General features: G+C 45.8%; 18 protein-coding genes. 6 read left to right on the top strand and 12 right to left on the bottom strand.

Annotated elements, in window-relative coordinates:
* Window positions 1–7 precede the first annotated feature (7 nt).
* Genes MKX34_RS02570 through MKX34_RS02555 form a run of 4 tightly spaced genes read right to left on the bottom strand, consistent with a single transcriptional unit; the run spans window position 8 to window position 2,622 of the window.
* On the bottom strand, window positions 8–601 hold the full coding sequence (locus tag MKX34_RS02570; RefSeq protein ID WP_036682513.1) for a xanthine phosphoribosyltransferase: 594 nt from the start codon (window positions 599–601) through the stop codon (window positions 8–10).
* A 42-nt stretch (window positions 602–643) separates the two neighbouring features.
* Window positions 644–946, bottom strand: coding sequence for a hypothetical protein (locus MKX34_RS02565; RefSeq protein ID WP_036682514.1), 303 nt, complete (start codon window positions 944–946; stop codon window positions 644–646).
* Between the two features lie 25 nt (window positions 947–971).
* On the bottom strand, window positions 972–1,790 hold the full coding sequence (locus MKX34_RS02560; protein ID WP_036682516.1) for a TrmB family transcriptional regulator: 819 nt from the start codon (window positions 1,788–1,790) through the stop codon (window positions 972–974).
* A gap of 40 nt (window positions 1,791–1,830) precedes the next feature.
* Window positions 1,831–2,622, bottom strand: a complete 792-nt coding sequence (locus tag MKX34_RS02555) for a zinc ribbon domain-containing protein (protein WP_036682517.1) — start codon at window positions 2,620–2,622, stop codon at window positions 1,831–1,833.
* A 204-nt stretch (window positions 2,623–2,826) separates the two neighbouring features.
* Between MKX34_RS02555 and MKX34_RS02550 the strand changes: the two genes are divergently transcribed.
* Complete coding sequence (locus MKX34_RS02550; protein WP_076218890.1) at window positions 2,827–3,555, top strand: GTP pyrophosphokinase family protein; 729 nt, start codon at window positions 2,827–2,829, stop codon at window positions 3,553–3,555.
* 362 nt (window positions 3,556–3,917) lie between these two features.
* On the opposite strand, the gene MKX34_RS02545 is transcribed toward MKX34_RS02550, so the two are convergent.
* From MKX34_RS02545 to MKX34_RS02535, 3 genes are all read right to left on the bottom strand, one after another.
* Complete coding sequence (locus tag MKX34_RS02545; protein ID WP_076297307.1) at window positions 3,918–5,069, bottom strand: YCF48-related protein; 1,152 nt, start codon at window positions 5,067–5,069, stop codon at window positions 3,918–3,920.
* 138 nt (window positions 5,070–5,207) lie between these two features.
* On the bottom strand, window positions 5,208–5,999 hold the full coding sequence (locus tag MKX34_RS02540) for a hypothetical protein (protein WP_076101349.1): 792 nt from the start codon (window positions 5,997–5,999) through the stop codon (window positions 5,208–5,210).
* Window positions 6,000–6,032: 33 nt separating this feature from the next.
* Window positions 6,033–9,119: a DEAD/DEAH box helicase gene (locus MKX34_RS02535; RefSeq protein ID WP_076297306.1), complete on the bottom strand. Its 3,087-nt coding sequence runs from the start codon at window positions 9,117–9,119 to the stop codon at window positions 6,033–6,035.
* Window positions 9,120–9,582: 463 nt separating this feature from the next.
* Here MKX34_RS02535 and MKX34_RS02530 point away from each other — a divergent pair, with 463 nt between their 5' ends.
* On the top strand, window positions 9,583–10,347 hold the full coding sequence (locus tag MKX34_RS02530; RefSeq protein WP_038568517.1) for a TspO/MBR family protein: 765 nt from the start codon (window positions 9,583–9,585) through the stop codon (window positions 10,345–10,347).
* 93 nt (window positions 10,348–10,440) lie between these two features.
* On the opposite strand, the gene MKX34_RS02525 is transcribed toward MKX34_RS02530, so the two are convergent.
* The 5 genes from MKX34_RS02525 to MKX34_RS02505 all read right to left on the bottom strand — a co-directional run bounded on the left by MKX34_RS02525 (window position 10,441) and on the right by MKX34_RS02505 (window position 14,753).
* Entirely contained in the window at window positions 10,441–10,821 is a 381-nt protein-coding gene (locus MKX34_RS02525; RefSeq protein ID WP_036682524.1) for a RidA family protein, read from the bottom strand.
* A gap of 93 nt (window positions 10,822–10,914) precedes the next feature.
* Window positions 10,915–11,580 (bottom strand): oxidoreductase, encoded by a 666-nt coding sequence (locus MKX34_RS02520; protein WP_038568515.1) that lies wholly within the window; start codon window positions 11,578–11,580, stop codon window positions 10,915–10,917.
* Window positions 11,581–11,599: 19 nt separating this feature from the next.
* Entirely contained in the window at window positions 11,600–12,865 is a 1,266-nt protein-coding gene (locus tag MKX34_RS02515) for an MFS transporter (RefSeq protein ID WP_036682545.1), read from the bottom strand.
* Between the two features lie 104 nt (window positions 12,866–12,969).
* Complete coding sequence (locus MKX34_RS02510) at window positions 12,970–14,382, bottom strand: ATP-binding protein (RefSeq protein WP_076297305.1); 1,413 nt, start codon at window positions 14,380–14,382, stop codon at window positions 12,970–12,972.
* A gap of 167 nt (window positions 14,383–14,549) precedes the next feature.
* Window positions 14,550–14,753 (bottom strand): CsbD family protein, encoded by a 204-nt coding sequence (locus tag MKX34_RS02505; RefSeq protein ID WP_036682530.1) that lies wholly within the window; start codon window positions 14,751–14,753, stop codon window positions 14,550–14,552.
* 460 nt (window positions 14,754–15,213) lie between these two features.
* On the opposite strand from MKX34_RS02505, the gene MKX34_RS02500 reads away from it, so the two are divergent.
* The 4 genes from MKX34_RS02500 (at window position 15,214) to MKX34_RS02485 (ending at window position 19,728) form a co-directional block, all read left to right on the top strand.
* Window positions 15,214–16,107, top strand: a complete 894-nt coding sequence (locus MKX34_RS02500; RefSeq protein WP_036682532.1) for a hypothetical protein — start codon at window positions 15,214–15,216, stop codon at window positions 16,105–16,107.
* A 48-nt stretch (window positions 16,108–16,155) separates the two neighbouring features.
* Window positions 16,156–18,036: an FAD-dependent oxidoreductase gene (locus MKX34_RS02495; protein WP_036682533.1), complete on the top strand. Its 1,881-nt coding sequence runs from the start codon at window positions 16,156–16,158 to the stop codon at window positions 18,034–18,036.
* 245 nt (window positions 18,037–18,281) lie between these two features.
* Entirely contained in the window at window positions 18,282–18,731 is a 450-nt protein-coding gene (locus MKX34_RS02490) for a hypothetical protein (RefSeq protein WP_036682535.1), read from the top strand.
* Window positions 18,732–18,747: 16 nt separating this feature from the next.
* Window positions 18,748–19,728, top strand: a complete 981-nt coding sequence (locus tag MKX34_RS02485) for a polyprenyl synthetase family protein (RefSeq protein ID WP_036682537.1) — start codon at window positions 18,748–18,750, stop codon at window positions 19,726–19,728.
* The last annotated feature ends 435 nt before the right edge of the window (window positions 19,729–20,163 follow it).

Genomic DNA, 20,163 nt, shown 5'->3' with positions numbered 1-20,163 from the left:
AAAAGACTCAAACAAGATGCTCTTCCTCGTCTTCCACGAAAGTGACTCTTCCGTCCTCCAGCGAAGCGATACGCACGAGTGATTCTACGCGATATCCCGCTTCCTGCAGCAGCCGATTCCCTGGCTGGAACGCTTTTTCGATCACAATGCCAATTCCAACCACACTTCCGCCCGCCTGCTCAACAATACGGGCAAGTCCGAAGGCGGCTTCACCATTCGCCAAGAAATCATCAACAATCAGCACCCGTTCTCCGGGAGCAATGAATTTCTTCGAAACGGTAATTTCATTCGTTTCTTTCTTCGTGAAGGAGTATACCTTCTCCACGTAAATGTCTTCTGTCAGCGTCAGCGATTTCTGCTTACGGGCAAAAATCAACGGAACCTCCAGCTCTAATGCTGTCATAATCCCCGGAGCGATTCCCGAGGATTCTATAGTCAGCACCTTCGTAATTTCTTCGCCAGCGAACCGGCGGATAAACTCACGGCCAACCTCGCGCATCAGGAAGGGGTCCATCTGATGATTCAGAAAAGAATCCACCTTGAGCACTCCTTGCCCGAGTACAATACCTTCTTTCAATACCTTTTGTCTCAACAGCTCCATAGTGCTCCTCCTTCTCCCATCATTAAATCCATTCTCCCCACATTACAGGCCTGTCGGCTTCTGAGGCAATAAATTTCCAACGATCGATTTTAAATTATGATCATCCTTGCTCTTTTCCTGACCGTTATCATAACCCGTAATTCGAATCTCCAAGAAATCTCCCGGATTTACCGGTTTAAAAATCAATTTCTCGCGGTCTTCCAGTCTCACGTTAAAATTCATATCCTTAAACATTTCGACCAGTTCTGCTTCTCCAGGAGATGCTCCCTTATCCAGAAACAATAGTCCACGCAATTTCTTAGGACCATCACTGTGCACCACTTCAAAATGAACGATACATTCCATGCTTCTCACCTCCCTATGATAATAACTACTGCGCCTGTTCTTCCCCATCATCGCCTTGATCATACATAACATATTTGCTATGAATTTTGCTGTAACGTTCTCCATAACGCTCTACTAATTCTGCGCCCATATCCTGCTCCAGCTCGAATAAGACCATTTCCTGTGTAAAATGATTCAACAGCAGCTCCACTAACACCGGGTGCTCTGTTACCACTGCTTGTGCGGATCCATCATCATAACGCATCCCCAGCATACACCAGCTCCGGTCGATCACAAATGAGAACTTCCGTCCATCCGCCCGCTGCGAATCTTTTCCGAATGACGGCCATACCGGGTAAGAGGCAGCAGCAGCATTGCCACCGTCAAAAGCCCATAAAAGCCTAACGCCACGCAGTTCGGCCTGTTCAAGTTCGCTCCGCAGAAGCGACGCTTCCTCGCGCCACATATCCACCACAATCTCCTGCTCTGCCATGTTAAGCTGGCGAATCAGCGCCCCCATTACATTGCGGTCGCCCTCTACATTATAAAAAGAAGGACTAACAGGCCCCCCGCGAGGCATCTCACTTTCCATATAAGCCAGCGAAGCTTGAACTCTTCCCGAGATCATCGTCGCCAGCTCCTCTGGATTGAGAACACTATACCGCGCAGGCTCTCCTTCACCACATCGTACATATCCCTGCTGTGTTAGGCGCTGAAGCGCCGCATACACATTTGATCTTGAAACTCCGAGCTGTTTGGCAACCTCATAGCCAGAAGCCTGACCTTTAGTCGCAAGCTCGACCATGATTTTGGACTCCATCTCCGTGAAGCCCAGATTGCGCAGATGCAGCAGCAGCTGTTCCATCTTGTTGTCCCCCTAAGCCCTAAGCTGACTGATATCTGTACTATATTTGCTCCGATCCACAACGCGGGCACCATAAGGAGCCCTTTGGCAATTCATTCCGACAGATTTGACACTTAATCATATCACGTACACCACTGTCCTGGGTGACTGCGGACTCCTCCTGATGTTCATTCGCATTCCAATCGCGGATGCGACGATCCAGCTCAAGCTGTCTTTGTCTTTCCCGTTCCAGCTGATCAGCATGTCTGCGATCCCGTTCAATGTCATGTTCGTTCGCCGCATATTCCTCCAATGGCAGCTCATCATCCTCTGAAGGCAGGATCTCAGAATACACCATACTTTGCGGATGGAGCTTCATTGCAATCTCCTTCTCTTCATCCGTTAGCTCATCTGCACCATAGTATTGATCCTCATCCTCTTCGTCCTCATCCACAGTTTTGACGAATACGGGCGGTGAAGGAATCTTTCTTGAAGTGGTTAGCTCCTCCAGCTTACTTCCACACTTTGGACAAAAGTTTGCATCGAGCGCCACAACATTGCCGCAAGAACATAACCGTTCATTTTTCAGTTCAGCAATCCTTGCGCGTTGGACTTCGATTTTTTCCTGAAGTTTGGAACAGGTCCGTGCCAGTTCTACCATTTTGCCTTCAGCTACCGACATATCCTTAGTGCGATACCCTTCATAAAAAAGCCTGCCCATTTTCGTGAATTCCACTTCCATCTCACGTTCAATATCGGAAATAAGCCCGTTCAGCTTGCCAATCTCAACAGAGCTTTGTGCTTTTTCAGTAACCCGGCTCGCACTATCTTTGATTCGTTTCATAAAACTCATTACAGTTCCTCCCTCTCCAGCGATACGTGATTCTATCATACCAAATGTATCGAACAGATTCATTAATGTGCTTTAATACGCGATTTAGCGGAGAATGTTCCTATAAATTCTTATTTTCACTGATTTCAGACGTTATTTTGCGTCAGGGGTTCTACATCGGTTAAAATAGAATTAATCACAAATAACGAAATTGGGAGAGTTTCAGTGGAAGAACATGACAGCACACAGCTTACGCTAAAACAGATGCAGGTACACGTTAAGGATCTGCAACATTGGCAGGATAACGAGGATTTCACAAATCTTATCAATGAGTTTAAGTCTCTGCCAGCACTCTATCGCCATGCACTAAATGATCTTGAGAATAAAATCGATGTGATCAAAACGGAATGGCAGGTCCGTGACGGCTTCAGTCCCATCGAACATGTTAAATGCCGAATTAAAGAACCCAAGAGCATCCTGCAAAAGATGGAGCGCAAAGGTTTCGAGTTCAACTTGGAAAATATGGAGCAGCACATTCACGATATTGCAGGTATGCGGATTGTATGTGCTTTTGTTAAAGATATTTACCGTCTGGTTGATCACCTCAGCACACGCGAAGACATTCGCGTATTGGAGATCAAAGATTATATAGCCCATCCCAAGCCGAATGGGTATCAAAGCCTGCATCTTATCGTCGCAATTCCGCTCGTCCTGCTGGAAGGAACACGCTGGGTCAAAGCAGAAATACAGCTGCGAACCCTAGCCATGGACTTCTGGGCAAGTATGGAACATATTCTGTATTATAAATTCGATAAACAGCTCCCTTCGCATGTTGCTGAGGAATTGAAGGATGCCGCACGCGCCGCCGATGAACTGGATCAAAAAATGTTGCGCCTGCGCCGTGAGATTCTGGAACTTGCAGAAGGGGAATCCCCTGCCGGCGGGCAGGTTTAAGCTTTCATATTTCTACATTTCTCAAAAATTAAGGGGATGTCTCATAAGCCATGACAATGGCTGCTGGGACACCCCCTTCTTTTTAATCGATTAGGCCGTTTGATCGATACCCTTCGCCGCCGAAGCAAGGTGTTATCGGACACAGCCGATCTTATTCACAGATTAATCCTCCATTTTGCATAATAACGGACCCCAAAGTCGCTATGGACATAAAAAACACCAGATTTGTGCCCTTTTATATGAAATAGCTGCACTGGAGTCCGAAAACATGCTGGATAGGCGGTAAATGTGTGAATAACGCCCCCTGGGTCCCTAAGCCTCAACGGCTAATCATTACATCCGGCATTCCGCTGTATTCAGCCTCAAGGCTTGCCAACCAAAGGCTTCCATGTAACGCCACCATCTGTAGTGGTCTGTAGAAATTCAGGACCCGCCAGCCAACCGTTTTTCGGCGTAACAAACTGAATATTCTCTGCCTTCGTGAATAGCTGCGAAGTAGCAATTATCCTCCAGCTTCCCCCCCCGTTGACAGTCGCCACCAGTTTACCACCCTCCTGCAAGGCCCAACCTTCCCGAGCGTTCAGCCATGTTGTTCTCACCGCCTCAGTACCGAGTAATTGAGGACCCGGCTTCCATGTCCTACCTCCGTTATCACTTATGTAAAACACCATACTTCGAATCCCATCGTCAACAATCTCCAGCGGCAGGATGCCTTTCATATTGTCTTTGCCTGAGAATTTAGGTGGATAACTATTACTGTAAGTAAATGCTGCCATAGCAGCCGGCTTCTTTAATTGTTCCGGCTTCCAGCTCTTCCCGCCATCCGAAGTTCTGAACGTTAAAATGTATTCTTGCCCATGGTTGCTGGAGGTGATCCAGCCATTCCGGGAATCCTGAAAGGTCATCCCTGTTGGATAGGCTTTAATACTCCCCGTTAGATTTCCGATTCGCTTCCAGCTGTTCCCGCCATCTGTCGTGCGATACAAGGATTTCTCCATCATCCCGAGACCAGGTTCTGAATCCAGCAGCACATACCCGTTATTCACATCGATAAAATGAATAAATCCGCCACTGTATCCTTGCTCCCAATCCTCCGTGACGGGAAGTTTTGTCTCCTTCCAGGTCTGGCCCTGATCAGAGGTATGATAGATCAGGACAGGTTGACCCATACCATGACTACTTATAATCCAGCCATTTGTGGCATTCAGGAAAAAGCTTGCTGCGGCAAAGATGCCTGTTTCTTGTGGAATAGGAACGATATTGCTGTCCGGATGGTACCAACTACTCCCTCCATCGTTCGTAGTCCATAATCCAGTCTCGTCTATTCCCCACCCATGCTTTATGTCATTCATGCTAAATTTAGCAGGATACCCCTGCAAAGAATTCATATCCGTCTTCAGCTCAGCGGTATTTGTCCCCATACTCGAATCTAAACCAAGCTTATCGTTTACCATGCAGGATTGCAGAAATAACCCGGCAATGATTATCGGGGCAAAAACGGCATATAGTCTCAAATGAAATCCTCCTTTTTCCATTTCCTTCTATTCTATAATCATAGACAGAGTTTAATAGTAAAAGGTTACAGAAGCTTTACACAAAGAAGCCGCCTCCTCAGATAGGATGCGACTTCTTTACACTCCACTGCTGTTTAATTACGCCTTACTTGCTCGACGGGCAGCAGCTTCTGCTACTCGATTCATAATCAAAGTTAGGCCTTCTAGCGCCTTAGGTGTCTGAGGGAGCAAAGCTCCCCAGTCTTCCGTTACCGCTGCTACTACCGGCGATGAAGGAAATGGCCTAGCCGTAATCTCATGGAACTGCGGTCCCGGCTGGTGAAGCGAACCTTCAGCAGCCGCTTCTGCAAGCCATTCTCCAGAGGAAATTGCGGGGCCCTTGCGCTCTAGCCGTGCTAATTCCGTTGCAAGCTCACTAACGGGGGCTGCCTCTGTCTCAGAATCATCGGCGGCTATATCACTTTCAGCCCAAAGGGCAAATATTCCATCCAGGAGTTCTCCCTTAGTAAATCCTCTCAGAGAAAGCGCCAGCAGCGGTTCTTCAGCAAGTCGTTCTTTTATAAGCTGCAGAGTCTCCGCCTGATCCTCTAACCCTTCACCCTCAAAGAGGGCCTGCTCCAGCTCTGTATCTGTAGGCAGAAGATCCAGTTCCGCCAGCCCACCCGTTAATCTCCCCTGCAACAATGCAAATACCTCATCCGGACTTAGCGCCAGACGCCGCAATATTTCTTTTCTACGGGCAGCATGCCATACTGGAACCTTCAGAGAGAGAGGTCGCTCCGGTCTTTGTCCCTGAGGAACAGCAGAAGTACCGACATTCCATTCACCCTTTGCCCGCGACCCTCCCGTCACTCTCCCGGGCGAAGTCGTCCATGCTGCTTTTACTAATCCAGGCACAACTTCCAGCCGCATCTCTAACAGTTCACTCATTGTTTGATCCCTCCGTATTGCTCATGTCTTTCCTTACATCCAATCCTGATCCTGCAGTTCAATAAGCTCCTTCAGTTCATGATTAGACATCTCGGTCAACCATGTTTCACCAGAACCAACAACCTGCTCCGAAAGGCTTTTCTTCCGCTCAATTAATTCGTCAATACGTTCCTCCAGTGTTCCTTGGCAAATCAGCTTATGAACTTGAACATTCTTATCCTGTCCAATTCGGAAAGCCCGGTCTGTCGCCTGATTCTCCACTGCCGGATTCCACCAGCGATCGTAATGAATAACATGATTGGCCCGGGTTAAGTTCAAACCTACTCCGCCCGCTTTAAGAGATAACACGAAGAAGGATGGACCCTTGCCCTCTTGAAAATCATGCACCATCTCGTCACGCTCTCGTTTTGGAATCCCTCCGTGAAGGAACAATGGCGATGTACCATAACGCTTAGTAAGCTTGCTCACCAGCAGCTCACCCATCGCTACGTATTGCGTAAAGATCAACACAGATTCGCCAACTTCAGCAATACTGTCCAACACCTCGAACATAACCTCCATTTTACCGGAATGTTCATTACGCGGACTGCGACCTTCTTCTTTCCGGAATAGCTGAGGATGATCGCAAATCTGCTTCAGCTTCGTCAGAGAGGATAACACCAGTCCACGGCGAGCCATACCACTGCTCTCCCCGATCACGCCGAGCATTTCATCCACAACACCCTGATACAGGGCAGCTTGGGTCTCGGTCAGCGGGCAATAAGACTTCAACTCCAGCTTCTCCGGTAAATCCTTAGAAATATCCGGATCACTCTTCAGACGCCGCAACAGGAAGGGTGATACCAAGCGATGCAGCTCCCGCAGACGCTCCCCACCCTCCCCAGACACATAACGCTGCCGGAAGGAATGATAGGTTCCTAAATAGCCCGGGTTTAAAAAGTGGAAAATAGACCATAACTCGCCAAGTCTGTTCTCTACCGGAGTACCCGTCATAGCTATGCGATGCGGCGCTGATAACTTCATCACACTCTGCGCCTGCTTCGTACGGTGATTTTTAATATATTGAGCTTCATCCAGCACCACTGTTGACCACTGAACATTAGCTAAATCCTCGCTGTCACGCCCTGCCAAGTGATAGGTCGTCAGTACGATATCATGACTGGTTGCCAGTTCTAAGAAGCTATCTCCCCGAACACGGCGTCCACCATGATGTATGTGTACATTAAGCGAAGGAGCAAAGCGCTGCAGCTCCCGCTGCCAGTTGCCAAGAAGCGAAGTTGGGCAGAGAATCAGCACAGGCTCCTGCTTCTCTTCAGGGGGAGCACTTAACGCCCGGTCCAGCAGGCAGGTGATAACCTGCACCGTTTTACCTAGACCCATATCATCGGCGAGACATACCCCAAAACCCAGACCACTGAGCTCGGCCAGCCACTGATAACCCCGCTCTTGATAAGGTCTTAAAGTTCCATGCAGACCTTCAGGTACGGGACGCACCGGAAGATTACGTAATACATCTCCGCGCATAAGCGATGCCAACAGCCCGGATGTCTCCATCCCAGTGACGGACATTCCTTTCCAGAGCCGATCTTCACCATCCTCGGCTTCTAGGCGCATCCAATCCGCGGCAGTCATTTCTCCGTTTTCATGGCGTTTCATATATCTAAGAACCTGGCGGATTTCTTTAGGATCTATCTCGATCCATTCCCCGCGGAAACGTACAAAAGGTACGCCAGCCTCTACTAATGCGTTTAGTTCTTCCTCACTAATCGCACTTTCTCCAAGCGAGGCCTCAATACGGAACGAGATCAGCTCTTCCATACCCAGAGCCGCGGGCGCAGGACTATCGCCCCCGTTCACGCCTGGCTGCATTTTCATCTTCATGCCAATGCGGCGGCGTCCTTCACGGCTCCAGCGCGAAGGCATCTGCACCGTTATTCCCCGATCGCGCAGCTGCTGCACCGTCTCCTTCAAAAAGAAATAAAGACGTTCTGGTTCCAAATCTGCCCCCGTAGGCGCAGGCTTAGCAAGAGCGCGCTGGATATCCGGCGATATCTTCGCAGCCCGGCCCAGCGCTATAAGCAGCTGCTGCTGGATATTGCGATAGCGTTTCCCCCATAACGTAAACTCTCGTTCCTTACTGCTCCAGATCGATTTGGCGGGAAACCAGAATTCCCCTTCTTCCTTATTCTCCGCCCAGAAGGTTAACCGCCAGACTTCATTATTGTCTTCTGGCGGCTCCAGCCGTAGCCCAAGACCCAGCTGCCCGCTCCGCGCTTCCTCTGGCTCTGAATGTGGCACATCGCTGCCAGCGGTCTCGTTCACAGTGACCAAAAGGTCCGTCACCTCTGCTGGAGTTCCTTGCACGGGTATATCTCGGCTTCCAGTGAGAAGGCTATTCCACCACAGTTCAGTTAAAGGAGAATAACCCCGGCGATAATTTGCTTTATAAGGGGTTAACTCACTTTCAATGCCCGCAATTACCTTTTTTATCTCAGCAGTCATTACAGCCTGCATAAAGGAGTAAAGCACATAAGCTCCAGCCTCATCGCGAGAGGATAGATCCCCTGCCTCTGCGATATGCGTTCCTAGTGCAAGAACAGGCATGGATGCTGCCAGCTGCAAAAAGATCTCTTTGTCCTCCTGCTTTCGGAAAGCTGGCGACCAGCAGACTGTCGCCGCCTGTTCTCCGCCGCGGCGACGTGAGCCCACGGGGCGTGGTGGCAAGGCTCCCGGCGTAATCCCGCCTGTACCCATCAGCTCCAGCGCAAAACGTGCCGCTGCTGCCCAGTAACGCAGTTCGCCGCCTGGCTCCACTCCCTGATCTCGGCATAACGTCTCATCCCATGCCAGAAGCAGTTGAAATGCATCGCTAGGAACCAAGGCGAGCCCTTCGAACGTTCGTCCGGGCAATCCGCGCCGGGCTGGCTTCCCCTCTACAGGGGGAGCCGGATCTTTCACTTCTGCCAGACGCAGAGCAGCAGTTGCAAAAGGACGCACTCCTCCCTGTAGCTCCATCCGCTTCACTACGCGAGTCCAAGCGTCAACCTTCGGCTCCGAAGTTTCGCCAGAGAAGCAAAATAAAACGTCCCCTAACCATATTGCATACAGATGCTTAGTCATCGGTGATCTCCTGTCTTTTAAGCAAGCAAAAAAAGAACCAGCCCCCCACCATCAGGAAGGGTAACTGCAACCTTTTCCGCGAGAAATAAATTTTGAAGCTATACAAGTAGAAGCCGCCTCTTCCTCTTTTAGAGAGGGGATGCACTCCTGCGGTAAATATAAGGATAAAGAACTAGGACAAAACTTATATTTTCTTGAATCTTCATCTCTTCATCTTATACGAAAAAGCGCTGATTTAAAAACATTTCTGCATATTTTCTGTAGATTTTTATGAAATAAAGTTGAAGGATATAGAAACACCCAGTAATTTGATTCATTTAAAATACCCCGCACTACTGCCCTGCTATCCAAGAATGTTATGACTCACTAGTCACTTCTTTTCTTTTTATAGTCTTAATTGTGCCAAAAAGGGGTATATTCTAAATAAGCAACACCCTATTAAAAAAGCTAGGGAGTGAATAATTTGAGACGTTATAATCCTTATAAATGGTGGAACCTCGTATTCTTTGTGGGTGTAATTATCGTAAATGTGCTGGCGGTAACCTTGCCTTTGGGCGGAAACAGTACAGGAGAGATCTCTGACAAATATAAGACTTACATGACTCCTGCTGGCTATGCCTTCTCCATTTGGTCGCTGATTTATTTATTGTTAGCCGGTTTCGTTATTTATCAATTCCGCTCCTATACAAGCTCTAGGGATTCTGTACGAGTTATTTCGTTCTGGTTTATCCTGAGCTGTGTTTTTAATATGAGCTGGCTTTTCCTCTGGCAGTATCTATACATCGAGCTTTCATTGATTGCCATGGTGTTAATGTTAATTTCAATCATTGTTATCTATCGCAAATCGCGCCAGATCGCAAATCCTACTTCAGGTGAGAAATGGTTGATCAAGCTACCCTTTATTATATACCTTGGCTGGATCTCTGTGGCTACTATCGTGAATGTTAGCGTTGTTCTAGAGAAAAATCATTGGGATGGATTTGGACTTAGCGGGATAACCTGGGCTGTGATCATGCTCTGCGTGGGGACACTGCTTGCGGTGTTAGTCAGCTATCCTAACCGAGACAGCATCTATCCTCTGGTCTTCGTATGGGCTTTCATCGCGATTGCCCTGGAACATAGAGAGGCTAATGCAGTCTTTGTGACGGGCACAATAACGGCAGGTCTTCTGCTGCTCTACAGCATTTGGCTATTGCTCACACCCCGCAGAAGATACAGCAGATACTGATTGTCCTTTTGATATTATAAAAAGGCAGGCTCAGAAGGTGATCCTTCTGAGCCTGCCTTTTTTGTAGATTAATTTAGAAGTGCGAAATCATATTTATTTTTTACGCGCTACCGCTTCGATCTCAACAAGGCCATCTTTTGGCAGACGGGCAACCTCAATGGCACTGCGGGCAGGATAAGGTTCTTTAAAGAAGGTGCTGTAAACCTCATTAACTGCTGCAAAATCATTCATATCCTTTAGGAATACAGTGGTCTTCACTACATGATCCAGTGATGCACCAGCCTCCTCAAGAATAGCTTGTACATTGCTAAGTGCTTGACGAGCTTGTTCCTGAACGCCTTCAGCCAAATTCCCTGTCTCTGGATTAAGGCCCAGCTGTCCTGAAGTGTATACCCAACTACCGGTGGTAATGGCTTGACTATAAGGACCAATGGCTCCAGGTGCTTTTGTAGTAGCTACTTGTTTTTTACTCATCTTGTTACCCCTCTCCATTAAACGCTGATCATTTATTGTCCATTGTAAGTCCTGTTCTCACCGTAATGCAAATTTATTAGCAGCCCGAAAAACTTATCGTTTTCCAATCACATGTATTACTTCATTCGTGTAGATATGCAAACCATGCGTGTCAGCAGAGGCAATGTTAACCATAGCTCTCGCCACAGTTACACCAGGAATGGCACGATATTTAGCTGCTTTGCCAACCATTACAAACTCCAGCGCTTTCATCAATCTAGCCGCGACGCGTTCTCCCAGTCTGAATTCCTCACGATGACCCAGCAGCAAGGATGGCCGAAACAAATGCAGCCCTTGAAAACCGATTTTGCTTAACGCTTCCTCTGCTCTACCCTTAGTCCGACTGTAGAAATTGCGCGATTTGGCATCTGCCCCCATGGATGAAACAACCAAAAACTGTTTAACACCGTGATCTCTCGCAATAGTAGCAGCTGCAAGCGGATAATCCAGATCAACACGTTCGAACTTCTCTTGTGAACCTGCCTTCTTGATCGTAGTCCCGAGGCAACAGAAGATGGAATGAACGCCTTCGAACGAATCGCTATACTCCGCCAGGTTCTCCCAATCCACAACGATTTGCTTAAGCTTGGGATGTTCTAAAGCTAATGGAGTCCGTACAAGCACTCTCACCTCACCCCAACCTTCACGATTCAGCAATTCCTCCGTAACCGCTTTCCCTACTAACCCAGTAGCCCCTAATACCAACGCAATCCTTAACATGGAATAGTCCCCTTTACTTCTATTCGTCCTTTAGAATACGACGGCCCAGCAGGAAGGCAAGAGCAATCATAAGCGTTCCCACTACCAACTGCATACCGTATACTTGGGTCCATTGCGGCCAGTGGGCAATTTTTTCATACAACTGTCCCCCGATAAGCGGGCCAAAAAAGGATGATAAACCCGTAAGCGCCGCATAGGTCGCCATATACATAGGCCGTTCTTTTTTCGGCGTGTCCCCAATAATAAAATTAAAGGCCAGCTGGTTGAAACCGCCTACACCTACACCAAAAACAATATGAGCGGCAAACAACACCAACAGCATCGGCAGCACAGACAAGAGTCCCCACATTAAAGAGGACAAGGCAATAATCGGCAACGTAAAGAACAACAGACGTTTATTGCTATATTTTGCATTTAGATTGCCCCAAACGTAGAAACTGGCCATCATAAAAAGAGTCTGGGACACATTAAGCAGTGATAACGTTTCATAATTTATATGAAGTAACTGCAACATGACATACGAATATAGCGGAACAGTTAGATTCTGCAGCAGCAACCAGGCGGCCAGAAACAAAGTAGACTTCATAAATAAAGTATCTTTAAGCGGTTTCTTAAACATCGGCAAAAATTTATGTTCTTCCGATTTCTCGAAAGGCACGTCGGGATAAAAAAAGAATACAACGACGTTAGAGATCGCGAAGATCCACACAACAATATAAAGAATCAGAAAGCCATGGCTCCCGGGATAACGATCCAAAACGATACCCCCACCATACATTACCAGACTACCGAGTGCATTCAGGAACGTATTACGAATCCCAAAATAACGTCCGCGCACACGTGCTGGAACAAGATCGCTGATCACAGAGCTCCACAGCACACCACCCGCCGTATTGGCAATAAATGCAGTAGTATATAAGGCTATAAAAGCCATGACCCAATACTCTTTAGGAAAAATAAACGGAATTAGCCCCGTAGAACTCCAAAGTATCCTATGCAGGCCGATAAAAGTAACCATAGCCCATTTGCGGCTTGGCAGCTTCTGAATCAAAAAAGCTACCCCGATCTGCATCACATTAACCAAGGTGGTAAGCGCTAGCACAAATCCAATTTGACTTGAAGTGGCTCCTAAATATAGTAGGAATCCTGTTAGAAACTGCCCTTGCAGCAGTACCTGGAAAATGGTCGATGGCACACCTTCCCAGGTAGCAATGCGCAAATTTCTGCGATGTACTGAGGTTTTACGGACACGCTTTGAACTAGTAACTGTGTGCTTAGTTTCCATGTTGTTCATAGAGAGGGGTAACACTCCTTTGATGCGGCATTTGCTTCATTCTACTCCGCATCAATCTACTGTCAATACGCCAAATTAACAAATAATATTGGAGCTTACTCTTCTATGATTTCGAGGGGTAAATAAAGCGAAAAACGGCTCCCTTTACCTTCCTCACTTTCTAAAGTAATGAAACCTCCGAGCAGTCTGGCCAAATCATTACTAATAGAAAGCCCTAATCCTGTTCCGCCATATTTTCGACTAATTGTTCGATCCGCCTGTTGGAAGGCTTCAAAGATCATGGCATGCTTCTCTGGTGCAATACCAATACCGCTATCTTCTACCTCAAATACAATCCAATGCTTCACAATAGCTCTTTCCCCACGTTCCTCTTGACGAATACGGAGTGCGACATGGCCAGACTTTGTAAATTTAAAAGCATTAGAAAGCAAATTGCGCAGGATTTGCTGAATCCGCTGCGGGTCGGAATGAATCATTTGTGGAACATTTTTTTCCATATCAATATTAAATTCCAGTTCTTTTTGTTTCGCTGTCACAGCGAACTGCATAGCCAGAATCTCTGGAATCTCACTAACACTTAAATCTTCATTAATAATATCTAATCGACCTGCTTCCACTTTGGACAGATCTAATATATCGCCAATAATCATCAATAATTCTTCACCAGAACGGCGGATAATAGCTGCATACTCACTCATTTCTGCTTCCGTAAGAGAATTATCATTGTCTTCAATTAATTGCGATAAATTAATAATGCTATTCAGTGGCGTTCTAAGCTCATGAGACATATTTGCCAGAAATTCCGATTTAAATTGCGAAGCCATCATTAACTGATCGGCACGCTCTTCAAGCTCGATCTTATTCTTATGCAGCTCCTCCGTCTGAGCAGACAGCTGTTCATTAGCACGCTCAATCTGTCCATTCCGCAAGAGACCCAATTGAAAGTCACGGATAATTAAGGAGAATAGAACACTTAGAACCAATCCGGCAGGGAAAGTAATCGGCATAATCTCTTTTATGTACTCTGGGGCGGGGATCACACCAAACACCATAATGTTGATTGCGTTCATTACATTTATGACTAGAATCACGATCAAACCTTTGTTCACCATACATAAGTTAGATCGTCTGACCCAGTAGCTAAGCGCAGCACAAACAAATCCTAGAATGGACAGATTAATGGTTCCGGCCATCGCCGCCTCATTTACTCCAAAAGTTAACCGTGTAAGACCTGTTCCTATACCGATCAAAACAAGAATGAAAGGATGCGGATAAGCCAGCGTTGATATAATAAGTGGCACAAAACGTAAATCAAAAATCACATGCTCACCCAGCCTATATCCAAAAAGAGTACTAATCCACCCGGCAAAAATGGCCAGTAATACCCAGCTTACCTTTTTTATTCCTACACTTGCATTTGAAATGGTGTTTTTATATATAAGATTAGCCAAATAGGCTACAGCTATTAGCATTGCGGTGTTTCCAAAAAATATTTTAAGATAACCCATAGATTCACTCCCACCTCGGCAAAATAAAAAACAACTTTCATCTCATAATACTACCATACTAAAGCCCCATTCGATAACTAACGCCCATGGACGCAGAAGAAGAGCGCAAATCAGATGCGATTTGCGCTCTTCTTCTGGAATTTTATATTAACGTCATTAGTAATGAATTAATCGCGGTAGGAACGTCCCCAGGTTTGGTACTCTTTCTCCGCGTCTTCTTTCGTATGTCCATAACGTTCTTGTAGTTTACCTACTAATTTATCCTTTTCACCGTCAATTACGTCAAGATCATCATCTGTAAGCTTGCCCCATTGCTTCTTGGCCTCGCCTTTGAGCTGTTTCCATTTTCCTTTAAATACATTGTTGTCCATTATAAGCTCATCTCCTTAGCTGAATTAATTAGGGTAGGATTGTTATCCCGTGTTACCTTTACTTACCCTTCCCCATTCGCTATGAATCTTTCCACATTTCAAGACATTCGCAAATTAAGTCGTATTCTGTCACATATATTTTTAAATATATGTATTCAAATCTTTTAAAATTTGATATAATCCAGATATAAATTAAATATTTAATTTTTTAAGTGATTTATTTCACAATGGTTTTCCTAGTCCATGTGCTAGAATGCCATCGGAGATAAAACAACATCATTAAATTTTTTCCTAATGTATGCCGATATAAGTCAAGATACTGTTACAAATGGGTAATAACGCATGAGATTAAAGTGACAAATATCATTTATAAAGTGATTTTTATCACTTCGCTCGACTATTAAAATGTTTTACATTTTAATATATATATTTTAAACTATATTTTTGGAGGTCATTTGAAATGAAAAAAGCTTCTGTTATCTTGTCGAGCGCACTTATCCTTGGATTGCTCGCAGGTTGTGGTAACAACACAGACAACGCCGCAGCCCCTACTAACGCACCAGCTGAAACAACTGCTCCTGCAACAAATTCCGGTAACGCTGGAACTGAAGCTGGGCAGTACAAAGACGGAGTTTACTATGGTACTGCTGACGTTGATGCTAAAACTGGCTGGCAATATTTCGCACTCTTAACTGTAGAAGGTGGAAAGATCACTAAAGCTGACTGGGATGCCTTTAACGTTAACACTGCAGGCGACCTGAAGAAAAAAGTTTCCGAAGATGGTAAATATGGCATGAAAGCTGGCGGTGCTTCTTCTGAATGGCACGAGCAAGCAGCTAAAGCTGAAGAATTCCTGATCGAAAAACAAGATCCAGCAGCTATAACTTTTGATGCTGAAGGGAAAACTGATGCCATCTCTGGTGTATCCGTACACGTATCTGACTTTGTAAAAGCTGCTCAAGCTGCTCTTGCTGCTGGTCCAGTAGAAGCTGGTCAATATAAAGACGGAGGCTACCATGCTGAAGGCGAAATGGACGCTGAATCCGGTTGGAAATCCACTGTTGACCTGACTGTTGCTAACGGTAATGTTGTAGCTGTTAAATTCAGTGGTTTGAATGCTGCTGGCGATGACAAGAAGCAATTCTCCGTTGATGGTAAATATGGTATGAAAGCTGGCGGCGCTTCTGCTGAATGGCATGAAGAAATCGCTTTGGCTGAAAAATACTTCCTTGAAAACAAAGGTGTTGCTCCAACGCTTGATGCTGAAGGCAAAACTGATGCAATTTCCGGCGTGAGTATTCATGTTGGTGAATATTTTACACTTGCAGAAAAAGCACTCGAAGGCGCGAAATAATTTCGCAGGACCTTCTGCAGCTAATCAGACGAATGAGGTGAATTTCTCTTGAAGAAGATAGTCATTTTGGGCGGCGGCTACGGCGGCGTACTCACGGCTAAAAAACTGGCAAAGAAATTTAAGAAAAACAAAGATGTTGAAATTACACTGATCGACCGGAATCCATATCACACTCTATTGACTGAGCTGCATGAGGTTGCCGCGAACCGTGCTCCAGAGGATTCAATCAAGATCGATCTTAAGAAGATTTTTGCGGGCCTTAAAGTAGATGTTGTTCTTGATGAGATCAGCAATATCGATTTCAAAAGCAGAAAACTTAAATCCGATAAAGCTACCTACGCTTACGATTACCTTGTAATCGGCACAGGTAGCAAACCAACCTTCTTCGGCATTCCAGGCGCAGAAGAAAACACCTTCTCCTTCTGGTCTTACGATGATGCGGTAGCATTGAAACGTCAAATCCGCGATATGTATACCAAAGCGGCTATGGAGAAAAATCCAGCTGTACGTCGTGCTATGCTAACCTTCGTTATTATCGGTGCCGGCTTTACTGGTGTCGAGCTGGTTGGTGAAATGGCTGAACAACGCGAGGAATTATGCAAGGAGTTCTTTATCGACCCATCCGAAGTAAGACTGATTGTGGCCGATATGGCTCCGAAGATTCTGCCTATCCTTCCAGATAAGCTGATTCAAAAAGCTGAAGCTCGCCTTCGTAAGCTGAACGTAGAAATCGTGACTGGCGCTAAAATCACCGAAGTAGGCAATGGTAGTGTTGCACTTGGTGAGAAAAACGTTGTCGATTCCCAAACAATTGTTTGGACTGCTGGTGTTGAAGGCTCCGAAATCGTTGGTGGACTTGAAGTACAACAACAAGGCCGCAAACGGATTGTTACGAATGAGAACCTGGAAAGTGTAGATCATAAGAACGTTTACGTAGTAGGGGACAACATTTTCTACATTCCTGAAGGTGAAACTCGTCCTGTACCACAAATGGTTGAGAACGCTGAACAAGCAGCTCCGATTGTTGCTGGCAACATTGCCGCTGACATTCAGAACACTGCTAAAAAAGCTTACAAACCAGGTTTCCACGGTACAATGGTCTCCATTGGTAGCCGCTACGGTGTAGCAAACGTTGGTCTGCCAGGTAAGTTCTTTATGCTTACTGGATTCATGGCAATGCTATCCAAACACTTTATTAATATGTTCTACCTGTCTCAGGTTGTCGGATTCAATAAAGTATGGACATATATGATGCATGAGTTCTTCCATGTTGAGAACCGCAAGAGCTTCTTGGGTGGTCACTTCTCCAAACGTTCACCTAATTTCTGGCTCGTACCACTTCGTGTTCTACTTGGTGGTATGTGGTTATACGAAGGTATTGAGAAGATCCAAAAGATTTGGAAAGATCCAGATAAGATTTTCTTGATTCCAGCTGCTCCTTTTGCAACGGATGCTTCATCAGCAGCCAGTGTTGCAGTAGATGCAGTTAAAGACACCGTAGATGCACAATCTGCAGCTTCAGCAGTATCCACTGCAAAAGAAGCTGTTGAAGCGTTGCCTGTACCTAACTTCGTATACAACATTACAAACTGGTTCATGGATTTGATGTTCTACAACAACGACGGAAGTTACACTTTCCTCGCGAAATGGTTCCAAATCGGTATGGTATGTGCAGAAATCGTCTTCGGTATTATGCTCATCGTTGGTCTCTTCACTGCACTCGCTTCTATAGCGACTGTCGCCATGTCGGTCATGATTTGGTCAACCAAAATGGCATCGACAGAAATGTTATGGTACGTTGCTGCTGGTATTGCCTGCATCGGCGGATCAGGAAGCACACTTGGTCTAGACTATTATGTACTTCCTTGGCTTAAGAAACAGTGGAAGAGAATTCCGCTCGTCAGACGATGGTATCTATACACCGACTGATAATAAAACCCTGAATTAGTGTAATTTATCATATAGAACATATGTGCAAATTGTATTTTATTAGGGTTAAATATTGATATACTTCAGAGTAATGTGTCCCTAGGACACATTACTCTCCTTATTTACAAGAAGAAAATAACCTTCCTAATCCTAGGAAATGGTGGTTTTTTCTTGAATGAATGGTTTTGTAGGGATGATCGGGGTATGGTTTCTTCCGGCAAAACCGACAAGAAGGAGAGAATCTTGTGAACAAACAACTCATAGAAGATACCCTCCGGTTGTTGCATACTGAAATGTCACCTATTGCCGGAATTGAGCTTCAGCCCTCTCCGGCTGCATGTGAACAGTTAATCTCGGTACTGGAACGCCATGATCTGGAATACAGCCGCAAAGTCAATTTGCTGGGTATTTACACTATTCTCACTTTGGCAGCAGAGCGCCATATGGAATGTATCCCACATCATCCCGACCTTACACGCAACATTTTGGATGGAGATTATTTGTATAGCTTTTACCTGCAGTTTGCGGTGAAATGCCGTGAGCTCGACTTAGTTGCTTATCTAGCTCCTTCGATCAAAAAAATGCAGATTAGACGGTCAAATGGAGACTTCGCGGAACATGATCCAGCTACTGGAATCGAAGAGTTCTTGATCCAAGAGTGCAGACAGCGTAATCGCACAAGCAAAGCCATTTGACAGGTGGGATCCATAAATGAAGCTGCATGAGGCCTTAAATATAGACATAAATGAAATCAACCGCGAAATCGTAAACCTTGTGGCGCGTGATAAAGATGTACCTAAGAAATCTCAGCTCGCGCAAAGTGTTCTAGAGCTTATAAATTCCGGTGGTAAACGCCTTCGTCCCCTCATGGTCATTGTTGGCAGTCGGTTTGGCCGTAAGGATACCGGCCGCAGAGCGCTTCAATTAGCTGCTGCTGCTGAATTTATTCATGCCGCCTCATTAATTCATGATGATATCATTGACCGTTCAGAGTTACGGCGGGGCGTACCCGCCTTACATATTAAGACGGGTACATTGTCAGCAGTACATGTTGGTAATTACATGTCCGCTCGGGTCATCGAGCTGCTGAGCAAATATACCGGAGATAAAAACAGATACGTTCATGACTTATCCTCTGTAGCTACCGCTCAGCTGTGTCTGGGTGAATATCAGCAAATGGAACATGCTTTTGATTATGAAATTACAATGGATCAGTATTTGGAGAAATCCTTAAACAAAACCGCTCTTCTTATGGCAACCTGCTTACGGGTTGGTGCTTTGTCCACTGAAAGCACCGAAGAAGTTGCCAATCTCCTTTATAATTTTGGAGAAGCCTTAGGGATGTCCTTTCAGATACAAGATGACTTGCTAGATTTCACACAGTCCGCCGATGTCCTAGGCAAACCTGCCGGTAGCGACCTGCGACATGGTCAGGTCACCCTGCCAGTGCTGTACGCCTTGCAGGACCCTAAGCTCTCGCCTGTGATCCGTGCAATCGGCCCGGATTCTTCCGACGCTGAAGTAGCACATGTGCTCACCCTAATTAACAATAGCGATGCCCTCGCTCGCGCTGAACGGGTCAGCCAGAACTATCTGGATAAAGCTGCAGCTATTGTGCAGCAGCTCTCCTCCTACCCGGCGCATGCTGATCTGGAAACGTTGCTGCAATATTTTGCGGACCGTGATCGCTAAAGCGTACGTTCTAATACAAATAAAAACGGATACCTCCCATTCACTTGGGGGTATCCGTTTTTTTGATTTAAACACATCATTTCATTGATCTTGTCGCAAATTCAAACCGATATTTTTCCGCTTCAACAAGACAAGCTAAACACGCAAACGCAGCGTAGCGCACATGAGCTCGTTTAGTCATTCTACTCCATCGGACGTAATTAGGGAAAACCTCCCTAAAATTAGCTACTAATCGCTCGAAAACTACGATATTAGGGAAAACCTTTCTAATAAAGTCCACTTTAGCATGCTTTTAAGAGTAACCAGCTATATTTCAGGGAGAAATTCCCTAAAACAGAGTTTAAAAATAATAAACGTAATAAGATTAGGGAGGTTTTCCCTAATCTTTGCATTTAGCTTCCCCCTTACAGAGCGGGGAGCGAGTCAACACAAAAA

The organism is Paenibacillus sp. FSL R5-0636 (assembly GCF_037974255.1).
GTDB classification, from domain to species: Bacteria; Bacillota; Bacilli; order Paenibacillales; family Paenibacillaceae; genus Paenibacillus_AQ; species Paenibacillus_AQ odorifer.
The sequence above is the reverse complement of the archived record's forward strand: the minus strand, read 5'-3'. Positions and strand labels throughout refer to the sequence as shown.

Excerpts from the sequence above, each read along its gene's own strand:
- MKX34_RS02535 (WP_076297306.1), bottom strand. The coding sequence starts at position 9,119 with ATGACTAAGCATCTGTATGCAATATGGTTAGGGGACGTTTTATTTTGC.
- MKX34_RS02525 (WP_036682524.1), bottom strand. The coding sequence starts at position 10,821 with ATGAGTAAAAAACAAGTAGCTACTACAAAAGCACCTGGAGCCATTGGT.
- MKX34_RS02540 (WP_076101349.1), bottom strand. The coding sequence starts at position 5,999 with ATGAGTGAACTGTTAGAGATGCGGCTGGAAGTTGTGCCTGGATTAGTA.
- MKX34_RS02500 (WP_036682532.1), top strand. The coding sequence starts at position 15,214 with ATGAAAAAAGCTTCTGTTATCTTGTCGAGCGCACTTATCCTTGGATTG.
- MKX34_RS02485 (WP_036682537.1), top strand. The coding sequence starts at position 18,748 with ATGAAGCTGCATGAGGCCTTAAATATAGACATAAATGAAATCAACCGC.
- MKX34_RS02570 (WP_036682513.1), bottom strand. The coding sequence starts at position 601 with ATGGAGCTGTTGAGACAAAAGGTATTGAAAGAAGGTATTGTACTCGGG.
- MKX34_RS02510 (WP_076297305.1), bottom strand. The coding sequence starts at position 14,382 with ATGGGTTATCTTAAAATATTTTTTGGAAACACCGCAATGCTAATAGCT.
- MKX34_RS02520 (WP_038568515.1), bottom strand. The coding sequence starts at position 11,580 with ATGTTAAGGATTGCGTTGGTATTAGGGGCTACTGGGTTAGTAGGGAAA.
- MKX34_RS02555 (WP_036682517.1), bottom strand. The coding sequence starts at position 2,622 with ATGAGTTTTATGAAACGAATCAAAGATAGTGCGAGCCGGGTTACTGAA.
- MKX34_RS02560 (WP_036682516.1), bottom strand. The coding sequence starts at position 1,790 with ATGGAACAGCTGCTGCTGCATCTGCGCAATCTGGGCTTCACGGAGATG.
- MKX34_RS02515 (WP_036682545.1), bottom strand. The coding sequence starts at position 12,865 with ATGGAAACTAAGCACACAGTTACTAGTTCAAAGCGTGTCCGTAAAACC.
- MKX34_RS02505 (WP_036682530.1), bottom strand. The coding sequence starts at position 14,753 with ATGGACAACAATGTATTTAAAGGAAAATGGAAACAGCTCAAAGGCGAG.
- MKX34_RS02565 (WP_036682514.1), bottom strand. The coding sequence starts at position 946 with ATGGAATGTATCGTTCATTTTGAAGTGGTGCACAGTGATGGTCCTAAG.